Here is an 18,905-nt window from a genome sequence, read left to right on the forward strand (position 1 = left end):
ATTGCGCCAAAGTTCAACTTTGCTAGATATCCTAAAGGAACAAAGCTAAAGTTAATGAGGCTAAAATAACTTACTGAAAACTATGAAAAGATACCTTTTGTCCATTGCTTGTGCTTTTCTAACTGCTTGTACAGCGATTCCCGAGAAAATTGAACCCATCAAGAACTTTGATACCAACCGCTACCTTGGTACTTGGTACGAAATCGCTCGACTGGATCATAGTTTTGAACGGGGTCTAAGTAATGTATCTGCCACCTACTCATTTAACGACGATGGCTCCATTCAAGTCATCAATCGCGGTTGGAATGAAGAGGAGCAAAGTTGGAGCGAAGCACTTGGGAAAGCCAAGTTTGTGCAAGACCCGAGTATTGGGCACTTAAAAGTCTCATTCTTTGGGCCATTTTATAGTAGCTACGTCATTTTCTATTTAGAGCCTGATTATTCAACTGCGCTTGTTTCCGGTTACAACAATGATTACTTTTGGATTCTTTCTCGTCATACAAAAGTACCTGATTACAAACTTAAGAAATACCTGAGAATCGCCCAACAAGCGGGATTTGATACCCAATCATTGCTTTTTCCGTTTACTCCGCCCCAAGTGAAAGATCGTTCTGAGTAAACTATTGAGCTGAATTTTGGTAACTCGCCAGTGTGTCGAAGGGGCTCGAGGTGTCGTTTCAATCAAATATTGATAACTCACCAAATCAAACTCTACCTCTCCTCCATGGGCGACAAGTAAACGTGATGGAGCCATATCAAAAACCCTCTTCACTGATGTTCGGTATTTATTAGGGTGAAAGATTGGGAATGGTGAAATGAGTCTCTGCTTCACTTCAACCATAAGGTCTGCGACGTAAAGCACATCTTGCTTAGCTTGATAAAGAGAGAGATCTCTATCGGTATGCCCTGGCGTTTCTAGTACCTGCCAATCTTCAAACCCTGGGATTAGGTCACCATCATTGACTTTTACATCGGGAAACAAATAACGCGAGTACCAAAGGTTTTTTCTTGGTTTACGCTTTCTCTTAGCTACCCACGCAGCAAGAGCAACATCGGTAAGGTGCATCAGGAAGCCGTCTAGTCCGGAATACCATTGAGCATCACAGTTGGCGGAAACAAGTTTACATCCAGTACGTTGTCGTAAGCGATTCGCCCCACCAGCATGATCGGGATGCATGTGGGTAATGACGACAACCTTAAGATCGGTTAGCGGCCTTTGGAGTCGATGAGTAATAAAACGCTCGACGTATTCGACATCTGCTCGACTTGCCCCATCAAGCAGCATCAATTTATCAGGATATTCGGCTATATACATAGTCTGTATATAGCCGTCGATAGCGTGAATTTTCATAAGTTAGATTTAACAAATTTATTACATTACCAATCTAACCTTCCACCGCCAAAAGAAAAAGAGTAAAAGCTCTAAGTTGTGAGTTAAGAGCGTTGATCGCTTTTATACTTGGGGATGCATATCAACCATATGATGCAACATTATTTAACCAAGCCTGTTTTTTCAGCGACTTGACTGACAACATCATCAACATTACCTGCAATTTGCATCAAGGTTGTCATCTCTTCTGATGTGAATGGGTGACTTAACACCGCTTCCGCACCACTCTTTCCAATCACGGTTGGCACACTCAGCACAACGTTATTCAGCCCATACTCACCATCCAACAGGGTTGCGACGGGTAGAACAGAACGCTCGTTGATCTTAATTGCCTGAATGATTCTAAACACACTCGCAGCAATGCCATGAGTCGTATTTTGCTTACGTTTGAAAATCTCATAACCAGCCTGTTTGACCGATTCAAGTAATTCGTCGGCACAGATACGTTCCATATGATGAGTGTCGCAATAGTAATCGGCAGGTTGCCCTGCAATCGATATTAGACTCTTTGGGGTAAAACAGTTGCTGCCATGCTCCCCTAATACATAGCCAAATACGTTTTTAGGGTCCAAATTCACTCGACTAGCGACGATACTCATCAAACGAGCGGTATCGATGACGCATCCACTACTGATCACCTTAGAGCGAGGGAATTTTGTGTTGGTAGCAATAAAATGAGCAACAATATCACAAGGGTTCGACACTACGATCAAGATTGCATTTGGCGCGACACGCTCCACTTCTTTGGCAATCTCAACACCAATGCGACTATTGATTTCAGCAAGATCGATGCGCGTCTGTCCTTGTTGAATTTGCGCGCCTGCAGTAATGACTACAATATCTGCGCTAATTAGACTCAAGTAATCATCAGTGGCAACGAGATGGGTATTTTTTGAAAACGTAAGCGCTGAGGTATGACGGAAATCAAACACCTCTCCTTCTGCGCGTTCTAGATTTTTATCCAGTAGTACTAGCTCACTAACGCTACCCAATGTAAGTAGATAGTTACACACGCCTACACCGACTGCGCCAGCGCCAATAACACCAATCTTCATGCGTTCATCCCTGTATTTATTTAACGACTTAATTACTAATATTCATGTCAATTATAGCAATTTAATTTTGCCTTCTAAATAAATATCGAACGATCTTGCTAATGTTGAATTAACTACTAGCGTCGAATTCTAATTAGCTTTCCGTCAGTACGGTAGAAGATAAGTGCGAAAAGAATCAAGCCACAACCAATAACCTTATTAGTTGAAAGCTGCTCACCATACCAAAGGATACTGAGTATCACTGTCCAAATGGGCTCCAATAGCATGATGAGTGCCGCATTGCCTGGATTACATCCTTTCTGCCCTAATGTTTGCATCACATAGCGAAGACTCGTCGCCAGAATGGCACTCGCAGCAAACCAACCCCATATCGAAGAATCAATACTTGTTGGAACGCTTTCTAACAATGCTGACGTAATCAACGCGATTAAGCCAGTTACAAACAATTGGATACACGTGAGCAGTAAAATTGGTAGCTTTTGCGCAAGCTTGCTATTGATGTTGAAGTGAAGAGCCAACATGCACGCATTAGCCAAAAACCATATTTGACCAGGCGCACTGTTCCAACCGCCTTTCAACGAAAGAAAAGCAAGGCCAGAAACAGCGATTGGCATTGCAAACCAAAACGCGCGTTTAGGGCGTTCCTTGAATAATACCCAAGCCACGATGGGAACAATAATCATCGATAAACTGACTATAAACGCCCCCTCTCCTAGCGTATCACTAATTGAAATAGCGTATACCCAAGCGAGCAATGCGAAGGCGAGCACTACACCACCACCTAATGCTTGACTAAGCTGAGTGAGCGTTAATTGTCTAAATGACTTATAGCACAGCGGCAATAAACAAATCGCAGCGACTAAAAATCGCAGACCGATAAACCCAAAAGGTGGTAAGCCTTGAATGGTTTCTTTAGAAAAGATCCAACCTAATCCAGCCAACATTGTCGTGGCGATCAGGATCCATGCAGCTTTACGTTCAGCGTTCAATATTAAATCTCTATAAGTATGTTTTTATAATATTGTTGTTTGCCGATAGTGGCAGATTTTTCTAGTGACAACCACCATTTAGAGCTAATCTAATCACCTATTATCTCGTATGATGTGAGACCCATGATTATAGTCGGACACCGCGGCATCGCGGGACACCAGCCAGAAAATACACGAGCCAGCATTGAAGCCGCTATCGAGTTGGGGCTAGAGTGGATTGAAGTCGATATTCAACCTAGCAAAGACGATGTTCTCGTTGTTTGCCATGACCATACCGTAGACCGTTGTAGTAATGGCATTGGGCGAGTCGATCAACTCTCGCTTGCAGAGCTAAAGCAACTAAATTTTGCGCATAATTACCCCACATGTAGTCATCAACCCATAATGACACTTCAAGAGTTGTTAGTGCTCGCAACTGAACATTCCGTCAGCCTCAACTTAGAGGTCAAAATTGACCGGCACGACCCTGAGCGTGTGACCCAGTTGGTCGCTAAGGAGTTAGAACGGAGTCAAATGCCCAAAGAAAAGATTCTGTTTTCGAGTTTTAACCACCAAGTGATTCGTCATCTTCGTAAACAGTTTCCTGTCCATGCGATCGCAGTTCTATCAGAGCGGCTAAGAAAAAAAGATCGCCAGTTGCTAGAAGAAGCTCAAGCTGTTGGCTGTAATTTAAACTATCTATGGACAAGTAAAAGACAAGTCGCCTCTTTGCAAAAACTTGGCTTTAAGGTTTGGTGCTATACAGTGAACAACCCAAATCGTTTGAAGCATCTGAATAACCTTGATGGCATCTTTAGCGATTATCCCGATCGCTTCTTATAGTCTCCACCCAGTGTTTATACAGTACTTTTCACAAACCACTGTATAAACACCTGTGCTGCTGCTCACAATTTCTAATACTAAGCCAACATTAACACCAAGAAACAAACCCCATAATATCAAAAACTTACACCAAAACTCTGGTAATTCATCTCTATTTTTTGCTTAAAAAGACAACAAAAAGACTTGATCACTAATTACAAACAAACTACTGTATAAGCATACAGCATGTATGGAAGGACAGTATTATGATTCAGTTTCAAACTCAAAATCGCTCAGTTTCTAAATTCAACGTTCTGGCTCAACCAACGCAACCGATGAACATTGATGATGCAACCCTTTACCGCTTAGCTGGTCTATCGAATCAGAAGCAGTGGATTTTGTTTACCGCTGAATGCCCTCGTCCTGACTTTGAGCAGTTCGCTTCATACAACGTTAGCTGTAAGAAGATCATTCAAATGAAAGCGTCTCAGACTCAATCTGAGGTCGAAATTGTTACTAAAGCAATAAAATCTGGCAATGCTAGTGCTGTTGTAGCTTCGACAAGTATCTCAGAACTCGATCAAGCGCTGCTTAGCGACCTAGCAACACAGTTTCAGTGTGCAGTCTTCTTTGTTGAGGGCAGATCATTCCAGTACCATTAATAAGCTCAACAATAACACTGTCTTTGGCCCCTCTCACTCGAGGGGCTTTTTATTTTTAATCCAGATATATCCCACCACACGAAACTTTTAAAGCAAACGTTTGCTTTTTATCTGGAAGCCTAGATTAGTTCTGGTATTATGCTCTGCAAATCGAAAGCAAATTACGTCTTTCACCCATTTTTGACAAAGATAGGAATGTCTAAATGAGTCTCGCAGATCAAGTTCTCGCCGTTAATGACGATCTTCCCATTCGCACGAATAAACCAGTCCACAGCGGAAAGGTTCGCTCGGTATACTGGTTAACTGAAGAAGACAGCAAGCGCCTTATTCAAGAAAAAGGCTATGATGTTGCTCCTGATGCCCCACTTGCAATCATGGTTATCAGTGACCGTATTTCGGCGTTTGACTGTATCTGGCATGCTGAAGGAGGTTTGCAAGGTGTACCAGGAAAAGGGGCCGCCTTGAATGCGATCTCTAATCACTGGTTTAGCCTATTTAAAGAAAATGGTTTGGCAGAAAGCCATATTCTGGACATTCCACATCCTCTGGTTTGGATCGTCCAGAAAGCAAAGCCAATTATGATCGAAGCGATTTGCCGCAAGTACATCACAGGTTCAATGTGGCGAGCTTACGAGAAAGGTGAACGCGAATTCTGCGGTATCGAATTACCAGAAGGCTTGGAAAGAGATAAAGCTCTCCCTGAACTTCTAATGACACCATCGACTAAAGGGATTCTCAAAGGTATTCCAGGAGTTCCAGAGGCAGACGACGTTAACATCACACGTAAAAACATTGAAGACAACTTCTCTGCATTTAATTTCTCGAAACAAGAAGACATCGCACTATATGAGAAGCTGCTTAACGATGGCTTTAGCGTGATTAGTGATGCGCTAGCGAAAGTAGAACAAATATTTGTTGATACCAAATTTGAATTTGGTTACGTAAGTGATGCGTCCGGCCACGAGAAGCTGATTTATATGGATGAAGTAGGCACCCCTGACTCTTCTCGTATTTGGGATATGAAAGAATATCAAGCGGGGAATATCGTCGAGAATTCTAAAGAAGGGTTCCGTCAATTCTTGCTAAACCACTTCCCTGATCCAGATATTTTGCTTAATAAAGAGCGTATGCCTGAGCGTGAAGCTTTAGCTCGTGATAACGCGCTACCACTTCAAGCATTAATGGACATCTCGACTACTTATACGGGTATTGCTGAGAAAATTACGGGCCAGCCAATTCATCTTAGCGATAATCCGAAGCAAGAGATTATCGACATTCTAGGCTCACAATATGGGTTGATTGACTAAGTACCCTTAAACGCCCTCTACTAGAGGGCGTTTTCATGTTTGTAAAACAGAACACCCTCGTTTGCTACCCTCTCAACTCACTTTCCCTCTTCTCCCTTTGTCAAAGATGCTATAGGTATACCGAGGTTCTTTGATTGCCCTCCATTACTTTCTATATTGGTTAACTTGGTAAGTTGAATTCTCGCGCGTTAATAACTGTCGTCAGCACTAATCATAGATATAATATCATCACCCAAGATTCGACAGTGTTTCACCATGGATTTTATAGCTCTATCCCGTATCAGCTTAAAGCATTTAACGGTTCTTCATGTGATGCTCTCAACCAATAGCGTAACTAGAACGGCAGATTACTTATGCGTGACCCCTTCTAGCGTTAGTAAAACCCTTTCTCAACTCAGAGAGCAGCTTAAAGATGAACTGTTTTATAGAGAAGGCAGCTTGCTATTGCCAACTTCGTACGCGTTAAGCATTGCTCCACAGATACACGGTATTTTGCAAAGTATGAACGGTATTCTTCACCAAGGAGAGTTCAACCCAAGAACGTATAGAGGCTCGATAGCTCTATCCATGCGCGAGAGCACTTTTGAACTATTTGCCGATAAAATTGATCAAATTTCGCAGCAATTGGAATCGGCGAAACCAATTCAACTTTACGCCAAAGAACAGATGAATTTTGATGCCTTAAGTCGCGGACAAGTCGACTTTATGCTGCTGCCTCACGATATCAGTCAACCACCCACTCGCAGTCGAGAGTTGATGTGGCAACAAATATTAGCCGATGAAATGGTCTGTTTGATGTCGCCTAATCATCCACTTGCTGCAGAAAATATGATTTCTATCGACGATTATTTGCGTTACCAACATATTGGCATCCAGGATAACGACTTGTCTGAGCCCTACTTTGAGCAAAACCTGACTCAGCAATATCGCTCTCGTAAGATCTCAATTACTGTTTCAGATTTTGGCTCAGGGGCCGTTTTGTGCCATCAATCCGAACGTCTTCTAACCTGCTCCAAAGCTTGGGCAGACAGAGCTTTCCAAGCGCAAGGACTCGTGCCAAAGGCACTGCCATTCGATTACGGTCAAGTCGGATATAGCCTAGTTTGGAATGAAGCTAGCTTAAATCACCCGGCTCTTCGATGGCTTCATCAACAATTACTAGAGGTTAATTAGGCATAGACGCTTGGTCGAGTAATGGTATTGGGAATTAACCCTTTCAAAGAATGGTAGAAAAGCTCCATTTGATCTTCTGTGCATTTGGGCCAATCCAGAGCTTGACCGATAACACCATGATGCTGAAAGGCATTGAGTCTAATAATAACGTTTTGGGGCAAGCGATTGATGAGCCTAGCCACATGCTCAACTTCCACATCTAGATCACTCTTACCCGGAATATGAAGTAGCCGCAACTCGTGGAGCTTATTACTTTCAGCAAGTAGATGAATGGAATTTATTACCTTATGGTTGTCTCTTCCAACCAGCCATTGATGAGTCTCACTCTGCCAGGATTTTAGGTCTATCATGGCGCCATCCAGGTAAGGAATCACGTTACGCCACCCCTGCTGAGATAAATATCCATTGCTATCAATAAAACAAGTGAGATGCGCTAGATCTGAATCGGCTTTGATACGTTGAAATAGCTGAATAATAAATGGTAGTTGTAAGGTTGCTTCGCCACCCGACACGGTTACACCACTAATAAAATAGTGTTGTTGCCTAACTCGTTCTAAGATTTGAGCAACGGTATAACGCATCACCTTAGGGCTCGAGCGATGACTGCATACATCGATGCATTGGTCGCAATGAGTGCAACTAGCCTCATCCCAGACAACGTTGCCACTTTCATTCACTGTTAAGGCCTGAGTTGGACATCCCGCCACACACTCTCCACAGTGATTACAATGATTGATCGTATGGGGGTTGTGGCAGGAAACGCAGTTGAAATTACACCCTTGAAGAAAGATGACCAGGCGATTGCCCGGCCCATCTACACAGGAAAAATTGAGTATTCGACTCACGAACGCACTTTTTTCCATTACGCTGCCTTACTTATAAACTGGCTTAGATTCCATGCTCACAACTCTTGGCGTCCTATTTAAGATACCGGTATTATTCGCAGCTTCCGCACCTAGAAAGGTTGTATTCTTACGCGATCCTTCAGCCTTAAACTTCTCGATATCAGATAGCTTTATCATGTAACCCGTAACCCGAACGAGATCATTCGATGCAACATTTGCGGTAAACTCGCGATACCCAAGAGCGAGTGCACCTTTACACAAATTGAACATTGCTTCAGGGTTAGACTTAACCGTCTCATCTATGGTCAGAATATCGCTGATGCCTGATGTGTAGTATTTATGCTGCTGAGCAGTTGCTTGAACATATGCCACTGGATCTGGCTCTGTACCGTAAGGGATGCGTATTCCCGGAGTGACGCCATCATCAAGACTAATCCCCCCCTGAGCATGCAGTAGCGCTTTGCCTTCTAATCCGTATTTTACAGGGCTCGTATCAACTAAATGCGCTAACTTCTCTGAAATCGCCAAAGCTAACCTGTTTGCTTTATCGCTATGCCCGTACATATCGTTACAGCCTTCTTTTTCAAGCAAAATATTCACAGCTTCTGCCATTCCAAAAATACCGTACATTGGGGCAAAACGGCTTTCTTCAATCAATCCTTCAGTCGTTAAAAAGCCTTTAAAGAAGTTAGACTTTTCATGAAGGTGACCACTTCTGGCGTCCATCAATGCAATCATTAAATGGCTGTAAGAAGGAAGAATATAATCAATAAAATCCGTGCTGTCTTTTGCAAGTAGAGCAACTTCTTTAAGATTCATTCTGACGAGTGTGTTTGATCCACCAGCTAATGGTAGTGAGTTGTAACAGCTCACAATACCAAACTGTTTATCACCATAAGCAGCAGCGTGCATCGGATAGTTAGCAATGTGTGGCTTACTGCACTCACATATATTACTGGTTGCTTGTCTGAGTAAATCATCTGGCGTGACCGCCGGGTCATACATAAAGGTAAGATTTGGAGCGATTTGTTTTAGTTCAGCATCCACTTTTAGAATGGTACGACAAATGACGTTATCCTTGGGGCCAATATTAACGTGCATAAAGGCATCAGGCAGTGTGCGATCAAGCATAATCCAAAATCGTTTGAGCTTTACGTAAATCTGCTGCTCTGTAAGATCACCAACATAAGGAAGAAGCACATCATCGAGCTGGCCAAGGTAGACAGGGATATTTGTAACTGAAGGAACATGATGATAAATAATTGTCAGTAGATTCAACGCATCATCAAAATCTTGGGCAGGATCGACCTCGAGATACTCAGAGCCTTGATTAAGGAACTTTGCATAATCAGGTAACACGTAGCGAGGCTTAAACGGCGCATGCCCTTCAAACATATCGCAAAGTATTCCTTGCTTCATAGCCGAAGAAACCACATCAGACACCTCCATATATGGAAGGTTAGCTTCAGCTTCTAATGCAAGAAACTGGTTCTTCTGCTTCGGGTTTAAGTTCGTGTCAGTAACGATTTCTTGGACACGTTGTTGGAATGCGTTCAGTGTAGTTTGCATAGCATAGAATCCTTATTGTTTATATGGATTCTATCGACACTCAAGCCATTTCCACAATTGAAATTAAAGCAACCCAACATTTCCAAACTGGAAATTAACTAATAAATAAAAGCCCAGCTTTTAGGCTGGGCTGTAACTAAAAGAATCTCAAGCGCTTATAGTTTGAAGCGATTGATCTCTTGCTCCAATTCGTGCGATAACTCCGAAAGCTGTGCTGCTTGGGATGCCGCATCGTGGGCTTCATCGGCAAGATCGTTTGATACATCACGGATACCTACCGTGTTACGAGTAATTTCCGACGTAACAGATGCTTGTTCTTCTGCGGCAGATGCGATTTGAGTCGCCATATCACTAATCCGTTCTACCGCAGTCTGGATTTGAGTTAGGCTTACCGCTGCTGAGTCCGCATCACCCACACTGGTGTTAGCTAGCTGACGGCTATCGCCCATGATGCCAACAGCTTTACCTGTTGTTCCTTGCAGCGTTTCTATCATCTGTTGGATTTCTTTCGTCGAAGCGTGAGTGCGTTGACTCAAAACACGAACTTCATCCGCCACCACGGCAAAACCGCGACCTTGCTCTCCTGCACGAGCGGCTTCAATTGCGGCGTTAAGTGCAAGTAAGTTAGTTTGTTCCGCGATATCTTGGATGGTAGATAGAATTGTGCTGATGCTGTTGCCATGCGCTTCAAGCTCTTGAATAACTTCAGTCGCGACCTGAACTTCTTGAGCAAGATTTTGAATAGAGCTCTGAGTTTGTACAACTTGCTGGCCACCATGCACACATGCTGAAACTGCTTCAGAAGAATTTTGAGCAGTATGATCTGCGTTACCGGCAATCTCTTGAGTAGCTGCTGCCATCTCGTTGATTGCTGTTGCTACCATATTGATTTCATCTTGCTGGTGACGAATACGAGCACTACGCTCTTCAGCATGTTGTGCAGTCTGCTTTGCTTGCTCAGACAATGACGCTGATACAAGGCTAAGCTTAGATACCATGGTATGCATGTTACCAACAAAAGTGTTGAAGTTTGATGCTAGCTGACCAACTTCATCGTCACTACGTGGCTCAAGGCGTTGAGTCAAATCGCCTTCTCCTGAAGCAATCTCTTCGAGAGCTTTAGATACTCGACCCAAGTCGCGGAACAAGAAGCTAACTAGCCAAGAGACAACCATCACAACAATCAGAGTGATAACAATAGCGGTAATAATCAGGTCACGCAGTAGTTCTGTGTGAGCAGCTTCTTCCGTCGCTCTGTCCATTTCAATGGCGAAGATCCACTGAGTACCTGGAACTTGCTTGAAGAAGTAGAGTTTCTCAGCGCCATTACGCTCGATGATTTCTATTGAACCAGTACTAGCAGCATCTTCGATTGCTCGAAGTGTAAATTTATTAGATAGCGTATTTACCGGTTTTAGCGTCAAGTTTTTATTTGGATGCGCAAGGAAAGTTCCATCTTGGGTATCTATCAACATCGCATATGCATTGTCGCCAGCGTCCAAGTTAATGACATCGTTGATTAGCTGATCGATGAGAACATCAGCGCCCACGATACCTACAAATTTACCGTTGCGACGGACTGGTTCTGCAATTGTTACAAGCAGAGCATTGGTAATCGCATCTTGATAAGCAGTTGTAATGATTTGTTTGCCAGCAGCATTAGCATCCTTATACCAAGGACGCGTGCGAGGATCATAATCGGCACGATTACGTTCAGGGTGCGAACGGTACATTCCCCCTTCTGGCGTGCCAAGGAAGATGTCGTCAAATCCACCAGCCTTACGAGACTGCTGCAAGTATGGCACGACGTCCGCTTCTTGGCTGTAGTCATTAAATGCTGTAGAGATTTGCTTTCGAATAGTAATCCAATCAGAAATACCTTCTGAAGCAGCTGTCGCTAAGCTTTCTGCACGGGCGTATACGCCATTACGAGTTTGTTGGAAAAGTTGGTCTGCAGATAGCCAAGTTAGCGCAGTTGCCATTAGCACCACAGCTAATAGGCTCGCGCCAATCAATTTTTGTTTTAGTGACAATTTCATGGTTGAGTTTTCGCCTGGAACAGTAGGAAAGTTGCGAATACTAACGATATTTCAGCCAAGATGCACGAACAATCATCAACCAAACAATATACTATAAGCCTTTGAATTGATTACATAAAATTGACGTCATTAATTTGGCTGAGCTTTACATAAAGTCAACATAATCTTCACCTATTATCCACCTCGATTTTATGTGGACTTACCGATACTTCGTTAGGGTATCCATGCTCACTGTAGTACTTGTCCAATAACTCTTTCCCATAAATAACTTCAGTCTGCATATGCATCACTAGCAGGAAAGCAGCCAATGCCAAACAGATAAGATTAAACTTTTTGGTGATTCTTGCGCGCTTGGTCGGTGAGTAGATAGCGATTTGAAGAGCGACCAAAACAAATGGATAGAATATAAGGACGGCAAGCAAGCCTCCAAGATAATTCGATATCGCCATTGGGGTATCAAAGCCCATAAACCTACTCCATATTTAGGATGGTTGGACCACTATAAGCTAAGGCCAACAGTAAGGCAGTTTTTAGTCTGTAGATTTGAGAGTCGTAATGCAACTATCTGAAAGCACGGGTTTATTTGTATTATTATTAAGGCAAAAAAAAGCCGGGCGTTAGCCCGGCTTAATACAATTGGTTCTCAAAAGTTACTCTTCTGAGTCATTCTCATCAGTTGATGCTTGAGTGGTCTCAGTCGCTTCTTCAGTCTTAGCTTCCGCATCAGCCGCTTCTTCACCTTCCGGTAGTTCCACTTCTTCTACTTCATCAATACGCTGAAGGCCAACAACATTCTCATCCTCTGCAGTACGGATAAGTGTAACGCCTTGTGTGTTACGACCCACTTGGCTAACTTCCGCAACTCGAGTACGAACCAGAGTACCAGCGTCGGTGATCATCATCATCTCGTCGCCTTCTTCCACTTGTACCGCACCTACAACAGGGCCATTTCGTTCAGAAACTTTGATCGATACAACACCTTGTGTTGCACGGCCTTTCGTTGGGTATTCTGCAAGCTCAGTACGTTTACCGTAACCATTTTGCGTCACTGTCAGAATGTCACCTTCGTTTGAAGGTACGATCAGTGACACGACTTGGTCGTCTTCTGCTAGCTTCATACCACGAACACCTGCCGCTGTACGACCCATAGCACGTACTTTATCTTCACTAAAGCGTACAACTTTACCCGCTTTCGAGAACAGCATAATGTCACTATCACCGTTCGTGATATCAACGCCAATTAGAGAATCGTCATCACGTAGGTTAACAGCAATCAGACCGTTTGAACGAACATTCGCAAACTGGTCTAGAGAGGTCTTCTTAACAGTACCATCACCTGTAGCCATGAAGATGAACTTCTCAGGAGAGAACTCATCAACTGGCAGGATTGCAGTAATGCGCTCGCCTTCTTCTAGTGGAAGAATGTTTACAATTGGCTTACCACGAGCGGTACGGCTCGCTAATGGTAATTGATACACTTTCAGACGGTAAGTCTTACCACGTGTAGAGAAACATAAGATGTTGTCGTGAGTATTGGCAACAAGCAAGCGCTCAATGTAATCCTCTTCTTTCATCTTAGTTGCACTCTTACCTTTACCACCACGACGCTGTGCTTCGTAATCGCTTAGGATTTGGTACTTAACGTAACCTTCATGAGAAAGAGTCACAACTACGTCTTCACGTGCAATCAGCTCTTCCATGTCGATGTCATGGCTTGCTGCGGTGATTTCAGTGCGACGAACATCGCCAAATGCATCACGAACAGATTCTAGCTCTTCACGGATAACTTCCATTAGACGCTCAGTGCTTGCAAGAATGTGCATTAGCTCTGCGATTTCTTCTAGAAGTGCTTTGTATTCGTCAAGGATCTTCTCGTGCTCAAGGCCAGTAAGTTTGTGTAGACGTAGGTCTAGGATTGCTTGCGCTTGAGTTTCTGTTAGGAAGTATTGACCATCACGAATGCCGTATTGCGCTTCAAGCCATTCTGGACGAGCTGCGTCTGTACCAGCACGTTCAAGCATCGCTGCAACATTACCTAAATCCCAACCGCGAGCAACCAGGCCAGCTTTCGCTTCTGCCGGTGTTGGAGCCTTGCGGATAAGATCAATGATTTCATCAATGTTTGCTAGTGCTAATGCAAGACCTTCAAGGATATGCGCACGTTCACGCGCCTTACGCAGTTCGAAAATAGTACGGCGAGTAACAACTTCACGACGGTGATCAACGAAGCACTTCAGCATATCTTTCAGATTGAATAGCTGTGGCTGACCGTTGTTCAACGCAACCATGTTGATACCGAATGTCGTTTGTAGCTGAGTGTTGGCGTATAGGTTGTTCAGAACCACTTCACCCACAGCATCACGCTTACATTCAATAACAATACGCATACCGTCTTTGTCAGACTCATCGCGTAGTGCACTGATGCCTTCTACCTTCTTATCTTTAACAAGCTCAGCAATCTTCTCGATCAAGCGAGCCTTGTTTACCTGATAAGGGATCTCAGTAACGATAATGGTCTCTTTACCATTCTTGTCCGCTTCAACTTCCGCTTTAGAGCGCATGTAAATTTTACCGCGGCCAGTCTTGTACGCGTCTACAATGCCCTTACGGCCACTGATTAGTGCAGCTGTTGGGAAGTCAGGACCAGGAATGTAGTCCATTAGCTCATCAATAGTGATCTCTTCATTATTGATGTATGCAAGACAGCCATCAATCACCTCAGTTAAGTTATGAGGTGGAATGTTGGTTGCCATACCTACCGCGATACCAGAAGCACCGTTAACCAGTAGGTTAGGAATTTTTGTAGGAAGAACAGCTGGGATTTGCTCAGTACCGTCATAGTTAGGTACGTAATCCACTGTTTCTTTGTCTAGGTCAGCAAGAAGCTCATGGGCAATTTTTGCCATGCGTACTTCGGTATAACGCATTGCCGCCGCTGAGTCACCATCGATCGAACCGAAGTTACCTTGACCGTCGACCAGCATGTAGCGTAACGAGAAAGGCTGAGCCATACGTACGATTGTATCGTACACAGCACTGTCACCGTGTGGGTGATATTTACCGATTACGTCGCCAACAACACGGGCAGATTTTTTATATGGTTTATTCCAATCATTACCTAGTACATTCATCGCGAACAAAACGCGGCGGTGTACAGGCTTTAGGCCATCACGCACATCTGGAAGAGCACGACCAACGATAACTGACATCGCATAGTCTAGGTATGAACCTCGAAGCTCATCTTCAATGTTTACGGGCGTGATCTCTTTCGCTAGATCGCTCATAGAGCCATTATCCCTCTATTTATAGATCGTATGTACAATACGCTTAAGGTGCAAAAATATAACACAGTTTTCAGTGGTTCGGCATCACTTTCCCTCTCCTTTTACTAGGTTGTGAGCTTGGTTGTGAATCAAATGCTGAGAATTTGCACACTCTGATTTTATCCCGCTGATTAATGGCTACATTTTCGCCACCTCAGCATAAAAGTGACTAACTCTATGGAGAGTTACCTTTAAAGCGCTATAATGCCCCCCTAATTCAAGGAAGCGGTGTAGCACAGAGTAGTTATGACACAAGCACAAAACGTCGACCCAAACGAGATCAAGAAATTTGAGGATATGGCTTCACGCTGGTGGGACTTGGAAGGAGAGTTTAAGCCTCTGCACCAAATTAACCCACTGCGACTAAACTATGTCCTAGATAATGCCAACGGCCTTTTTGGCAAAACGGTGCTAGATGTTGGCTGTGGTGGAGGCATCCTTGCTGAAAGCATGGCAAAAGAAGGAGCAGTCGTCACGGGCCTAGACATGGGCAAAGAGCCTCTTGAAGTCGCTCGTCTTCATGCTTTAGAAACGGGAACCAAATTAACCTACATTCAGAGCACTATTGAGGAGCACGCTGCAGAGAACGCAGGCTCTTATGATGTCGTGACTTGTATGGAAATGCTTGAACACGTTCCCGACCCACTGTCCGTCATTCGCTCTTGTGCGGTACTCGTTAAGCCAGGTGGTCATGTATTTTTCTCAACATTGAACCGTAATCTAAAGTCTTACCTATTTGCTATTGTCGGTGCTGAGAAGCTACTTAAGATAGTGCCCGAAGGTACTCATGATCATGAGAAGTTCATTCGTCCATCAGAGCTGATCAAGATGATTGATAAAACAGCTTTAACCGAGATGGGAATCACTGGCCTGCACTACAACCCGCTAACAGATACCTACAAGTTAGGTCGTAATGTGGATGTAAACTACATTGTGCACACTCAGAAGTTTTAACAGAAATGTGACAACCTATATCTAGTGGTTATTTGTAAGGCGGTAGCACAAGCTCACCGCCTTTTTTAGTGCTTTTTTAAGCGATTTTTGTAGGGTTGATTCCAAAACAACCAAGACAAAAAAAGGACGAAAGATTTAATAAAGATCAAGAGATTTTTTTTTGTTTGTGGTTACGAATAAACCGATCCTAAAACGGTAATTTTCTACAATCTTATCTGTCCTTATTTCCTCGGTTAGTAGTCACTTACTGTTTTTTTTAATTTTGTTAGTTATCCACAAGTCATCCAAGATCTCCAACTTGAAAACCCCATCAGATAGCACTATCTTGTAACCCGCACACCAATGCACCCCTATATGTTGTGTTTGTACTACAATATATAGATAGACTTTGATCACAAAGCCGGAACGAATTTTACAAGAATTACACAAAAACACGGCTTTTATCAGTTTTGTTAGGGAAATTAAGCAGAATGAACCAACAACTTACCGTTACTAAACGCAACGGTCGCAAAGAAAGTATTGATCTAGAGAAGATCCACCGAGTAATTACCTGGGCTGCAGAAGGCCTAGATAATGTTTCTGTATCTCAAGTAGAACTGCGCGCTCACATTCAGTTTTACGATGGCATCACGACGTCTGATATTCATGAGACCATCATTAAATCTGCCGCAGATCTTATCTCTGAAGAGACGCCTGATTACCAATACCTAGCTGCTCGCCTAGCGGTTTTCCACCTACGTAAAAAAGCGTATGGCCAATATGAGCCGCCTACGCTCTATGATCACGTAGCAAAACTGATCGATATGGGTAAATACGACCAGCATATCCTGGAAGATTACACGAAAGCAGAAATCGATGAGCTTGATGCATACATCGACCACCGCCGTGACTTAGACTTCTCTTACGCGGCTGTTAAACAGCTTGAAGGTAAGTACTTTGTTCAAAACCGTGTATCTGGTGAGATCTACGAGAGCGCACAGTTCCTATACATCCTTGTTGCTGCTTGTTTGTTCGCAAAATACCCAACAGAAACGCGCCTTAGCTACATCAAGCGTTTCTACGATGCAACATCGACATTTAAGATTTCTCTACCTACACCGATCATGTCTGGTGTACGTACTCCTACTCGTCAGTTCAGTTCATGTGTCCTAATCGAGTGTGGTGACAGCCTAGATTCTATCAACGCAACAGCTAGCTCAATTGTTCGTTACGTTTCTCAACGTGCTGGTATCGGTATTAACGCGGGTCGTATCCGCGCTCTAGGCTCTGAAATCCGCGGTGGTGAAGCATTCCATACAGGTTGTATCCCGTTCTACAAATACTTCCAGACAGCGGTTAAATGTTGTTCTCAAGGTGGTGTTCGCGGTGGTGCAGCAACCGTATTCTACCCACTATGGCACGGTGAATCTCAAGCACTAATGGTGCTTAAGAACAACCGTGGTGTTGAAGAAAACCGTGTTCGCCATATGGACTACGGTGTTCAGCTAAACAAGCTTATGTATCAACGTCTCGTTGAGGGCGGCAACATCACGTTGTTCTCTCCTTCTGACGTCCCTGGGCTATATGACGCTTTCTTCGAAAACCAAGATGAATTTGAACGCCTGTATGTGAAGTACGAAAACGATCCAGCAATCAAGAAAGAGACCGTTAAAGCTATCGAGCTGTTCTCTATCCTAATGCAAGAGCGTGCTTCTACCGGTCGTATCTACATTCAGAACGTTGACCACTGTAACACTCACAGCCCATTTGACTCTGAGGTTGCTCCAGTACGTCAATCGAACCTATGTCTAGAGATCGCATTGCCGACTAAACCTCTGACAAACGTAGAAGATGATTCTGGTGAGATCGCACTATGTACGCTATCAGCGTTTAACTTAGGTGCAATCAAGTCTCTTGATGATTTCGAAGAGCTTTCAGATCTTGTCGTACGTGCTTTGGATGCTCTTCTTGATTACCAAGATTACCCACTGCCAGCTGCGTACAAATCAACAATGAATCGTCGTACGTTAGGTGTTGGTGTTATCAACTACGCTTACTACTTAGCGAAGAATGGTGTGAAATATTCTGATGGCAGCGCGAATGGCCTGACTCACCGTACTTTTGAAGCTATTCAATACTACTTATTGAAAGCATCGGTTGCACTGGCGAAAGAGCAAGGCAAATGTCCATCATTCCATGAGACAAATTACGCAAAAGGCTTATTGCCAATCGACACGTACAAGAAAGACGTTGATTTAGTTTGTGATGAACCACTTCACTATGACTGGGATGGTCTACGTGAGGAAATCGTAACTCATGGTCTACGTAACTCAACGCTAACTGCTCTTATGCCTTCAGAGACCTCTTCTCAGATCTCTAACGCTACAAACGGTATTGAGCCACCACGCGGCTATGTATCAGTTAAAGCATCTAAAGATGGCATTTTGAAGCAAGTTGTTCCTGAGTTCACGGAATACAAAGACAACTATGAGCTACTTTGGAACATTGGTTCAAACGATGGCTACTTGCATCTAGTCGGTATTATGCAGAAGTTCGTAGACCAAGCGATTTCAGCGAATACTAACTACGACCCAACGCGTTTTGAAAGCGGCAAAGTACCGATGAAGAAGCTGCTACAAGATCTACTAACCGCATATAAATACGGTGTTAAGACGCTTTACTATCACAACACTCGTGATGGTGCGAGCGACGACCAAAAAGATGCAGTTCAACCAGCTGATGACGATTGTGCTGGTGGCGGTTGTAAGATCTAATTATTGACCCACAATTTGGGTATCACGGCTTAACACATTATTCGC

15 protein-coding genes are annotated in these 18,905 nt (G+C 43.6%); 7 read left to right on the forward strand and 8 right to left on the reverse strand.

Annotated elements, in window-relative coordinates:
* Positions 1-82: 82 nt before the first annotated feature.
* A complete protein-coding gene (locus AC4MRV_RS11965) occupies positions 83-619 on the forward strand; it encodes a lipocalin family protein (protein ID WP_491187563.1) in 537 nt (178 codons plus the stop codon).
* Here the strand turns inward: AC4MRV_RS11965 and AC4MRV_RS11970 are convergent.
* The 3 genes from AC4MRV_RS11970 to AC4MRV_RS11980 all read right to left on the reverse strand — a co-directional run bounded on the left by AC4MRV_RS11970 (position 569) and on the right by AC4MRV_RS11980 (position 3,434).
* Complete coding sequence (locus AC4MRV_RS11970) at positions 569-1,351, reverse strand: MBL fold metallo-hydrolase (RefSeq protein WP_491187564.1); 783 nt, start codon at positions 1,349-1,351, stop codon at positions 569-571. The two genes, AC4MRV_RS11965 and AC4MRV_RS11970, sit on opposite strands and share 51 nt — an antisense overlap.
* Before the next feature lie 140 nt (positions 1,352-1,491).
* Positions 1,492-2,445 carry a lactate/malate family dehydrogenase gene (locus AC4MRV_RS11975; RefSeq protein WP_491187565.1) on the reverse strand — a complete coding sequence of 318 codons (954 nt, stop codon included), beginning with the start codon at positions 2,443-2,445 and terminating at the stop codon, positions 1,492-1,494.
* Between the two features lie 116 nt (positions 2,446-2,561).
* On the reverse strand, positions 2,562-3,434 hold the full coding sequence (locus tag AC4MRV_RS11980; protein ID WP_491187566.1) for a DMT family transporter: 873 nt from the start codon (positions 3,432-3,434) through the stop codon (positions 2,562-2,564).
* A 123-nt stretch (positions 3,435-3,557) separates the two neighbouring features.
* Here AC4MRV_RS11980 and AC4MRV_RS11985 point away from each other — a divergent pair, with 123 nt between their 5' ends.
* The 4 genes from AC4MRV_RS11985 (at position 3,558) to AC4MRV_RS12000 (ending at position 7,377) form a co-directional block, all read left to right on the forward strand.
* A complete protein-coding gene (locus tag AC4MRV_RS11985; RefSeq protein WP_491187567.1) occupies positions 3,558-4,256 on the forward strand; it encodes a glycerophosphodiester phosphodiesterase in 699 nt (232 codons plus the stop codon).
* A gap of 245 nt (positions 4,257-4,501) precedes the next feature.
* Positions 4,502-4,897 (forward strand): SulA-like leucine-rich domain-containing protein, encoded by a 396-nt coding sequence (locus AC4MRV_RS11990; protein WP_491187568.1) that lies wholly within the window; start codon positions 4,502-4,504, stop codon positions 4,895-4,897.
* Between the two features lie 203 nt (positions 4,898-5,100).
* Positions 5,101-6,204, forward strand: coding sequence for a phosphoribosylaminoimidazolesuccinocarboxamide synthase (locus AC4MRV_RS11995; protein ID WP_491187569.1), 1,104 nt, complete (start codon positions 5,101-5,103; stop codon positions 6,202-6,204).
* 255 nt (positions 6,205-6,459) lie between these two features.
* Positions 6,460-7,377, forward strand: coding sequence for a LysR family transcriptional regulator (locus AC4MRV_RS12000; RefSeq protein ID WP_491187570.1), 918 nt, complete (start codon positions 6,460-6,462; stop codon positions 7,375-7,377).
* Here the strand turns inward: AC4MRV_RS12000 and AC4MRV_RS12005 are convergent.
* The 5 genes from AC4MRV_RS12005 to gyrA all read right to left on the reverse strand — a co-directional run bounded on the left by AC4MRV_RS12005 (position 7,374) and on the right by gyrA (position 15,114).
* Entirely contained in the window at positions 7,374-8,240 is an 867-nt protein-coding gene (locus AC4MRV_RS12005; RefSeq protein WP_491187571.1) for a YjjW family glycine radical enzyme activase, read from the reverse strand. The two genes, AC4MRV_RS12000 and AC4MRV_RS12005, sit on opposite strands and share 4 nt — an antisense overlap.
* Positions 8,241-8,249: 9 nt before the next feature.
* A complete protein-coding gene (locus AC4MRV_RS12010) occupies positions 8,250-9,791 on the reverse strand; it encodes a YjjI family glycine radical enzyme (RefSeq protein WP_491187572.1) in 1,542 nt (513 codons plus the stop codon).
* A gap of 155 nt (positions 9,792-9,946) precedes the next feature.
* Positions 9,947-11,830, reverse strand: coding sequence for a methyl-accepting chemotaxis protein (locus tag AC4MRV_RS12015; RefSeq protein WP_491187573.1), 1,884 nt, complete (start codon positions 11,828-11,830; stop codon positions 9,947-9,949).
* A 167-nt stretch (positions 11,831-11,997) separates the two neighbouring features.
* Complete coding sequence (locus tag AC4MRV_RS12020) at positions 11,998-12,297, reverse strand: hypothetical protein (RefSeq protein ID WP_491187574.1); 300 nt, start codon at positions 12,295-12,297, stop codon at positions 11,998-12,000.
* A 183-nt stretch (positions 12,298-12,480) separates the two neighbouring features.
* Positions 12,481-15,114, reverse strand: coding sequence for a DNA topoisomerase (ATP-hydrolyzing) subunit A (gene gyrA / locus AC4MRV_RS12025; RefSeq protein ID WP_491187575.1), 2,634 nt, complete (start codon positions 15,112-15,114; stop codon positions 12,481-12,483).
* A 285-nt stretch (positions 15,115-15,399) separates the two neighbouring features.
* Here gyrA and ubiG point away from each other — a divergent pair, with 285 nt between their 5' ends.
* Positions 15,400-16,107, forward strand: coding sequence for a bifunctional 2-polyprenyl-6-hydroxyphenol methylase/3-demethylubiquinol 3-O-methyltransferase UbiG (gene ubiG, locus AC4MRV_RS12030; protein ID WP_491187576.1), 708 nt, complete (start codon positions 15,400-15,402; stop codon positions 16,105-16,107).
* Between the two features lie 470 nt (positions 16,108-16,577).
* The gene (gene nrdA / locus AC4MRV_RS12035) at positions 16,578-18,860 is read left to right on the forward strand and encodes a class 1a ribonucleoside-diphosphate reductase subunit alpha (RefSeq protein ID WP_491187577.1); all 2,283 of its coding nucleotides are present in this window, start codon (positions 16,578-16,580) and stop codon (positions 18,858-18,860) included.
* The last annotated feature ends 45 nt before the right edge of the window (positions 18,861-18,905 follow it).

Source organism: Vibrio sp., assembly GCF_984391705.1.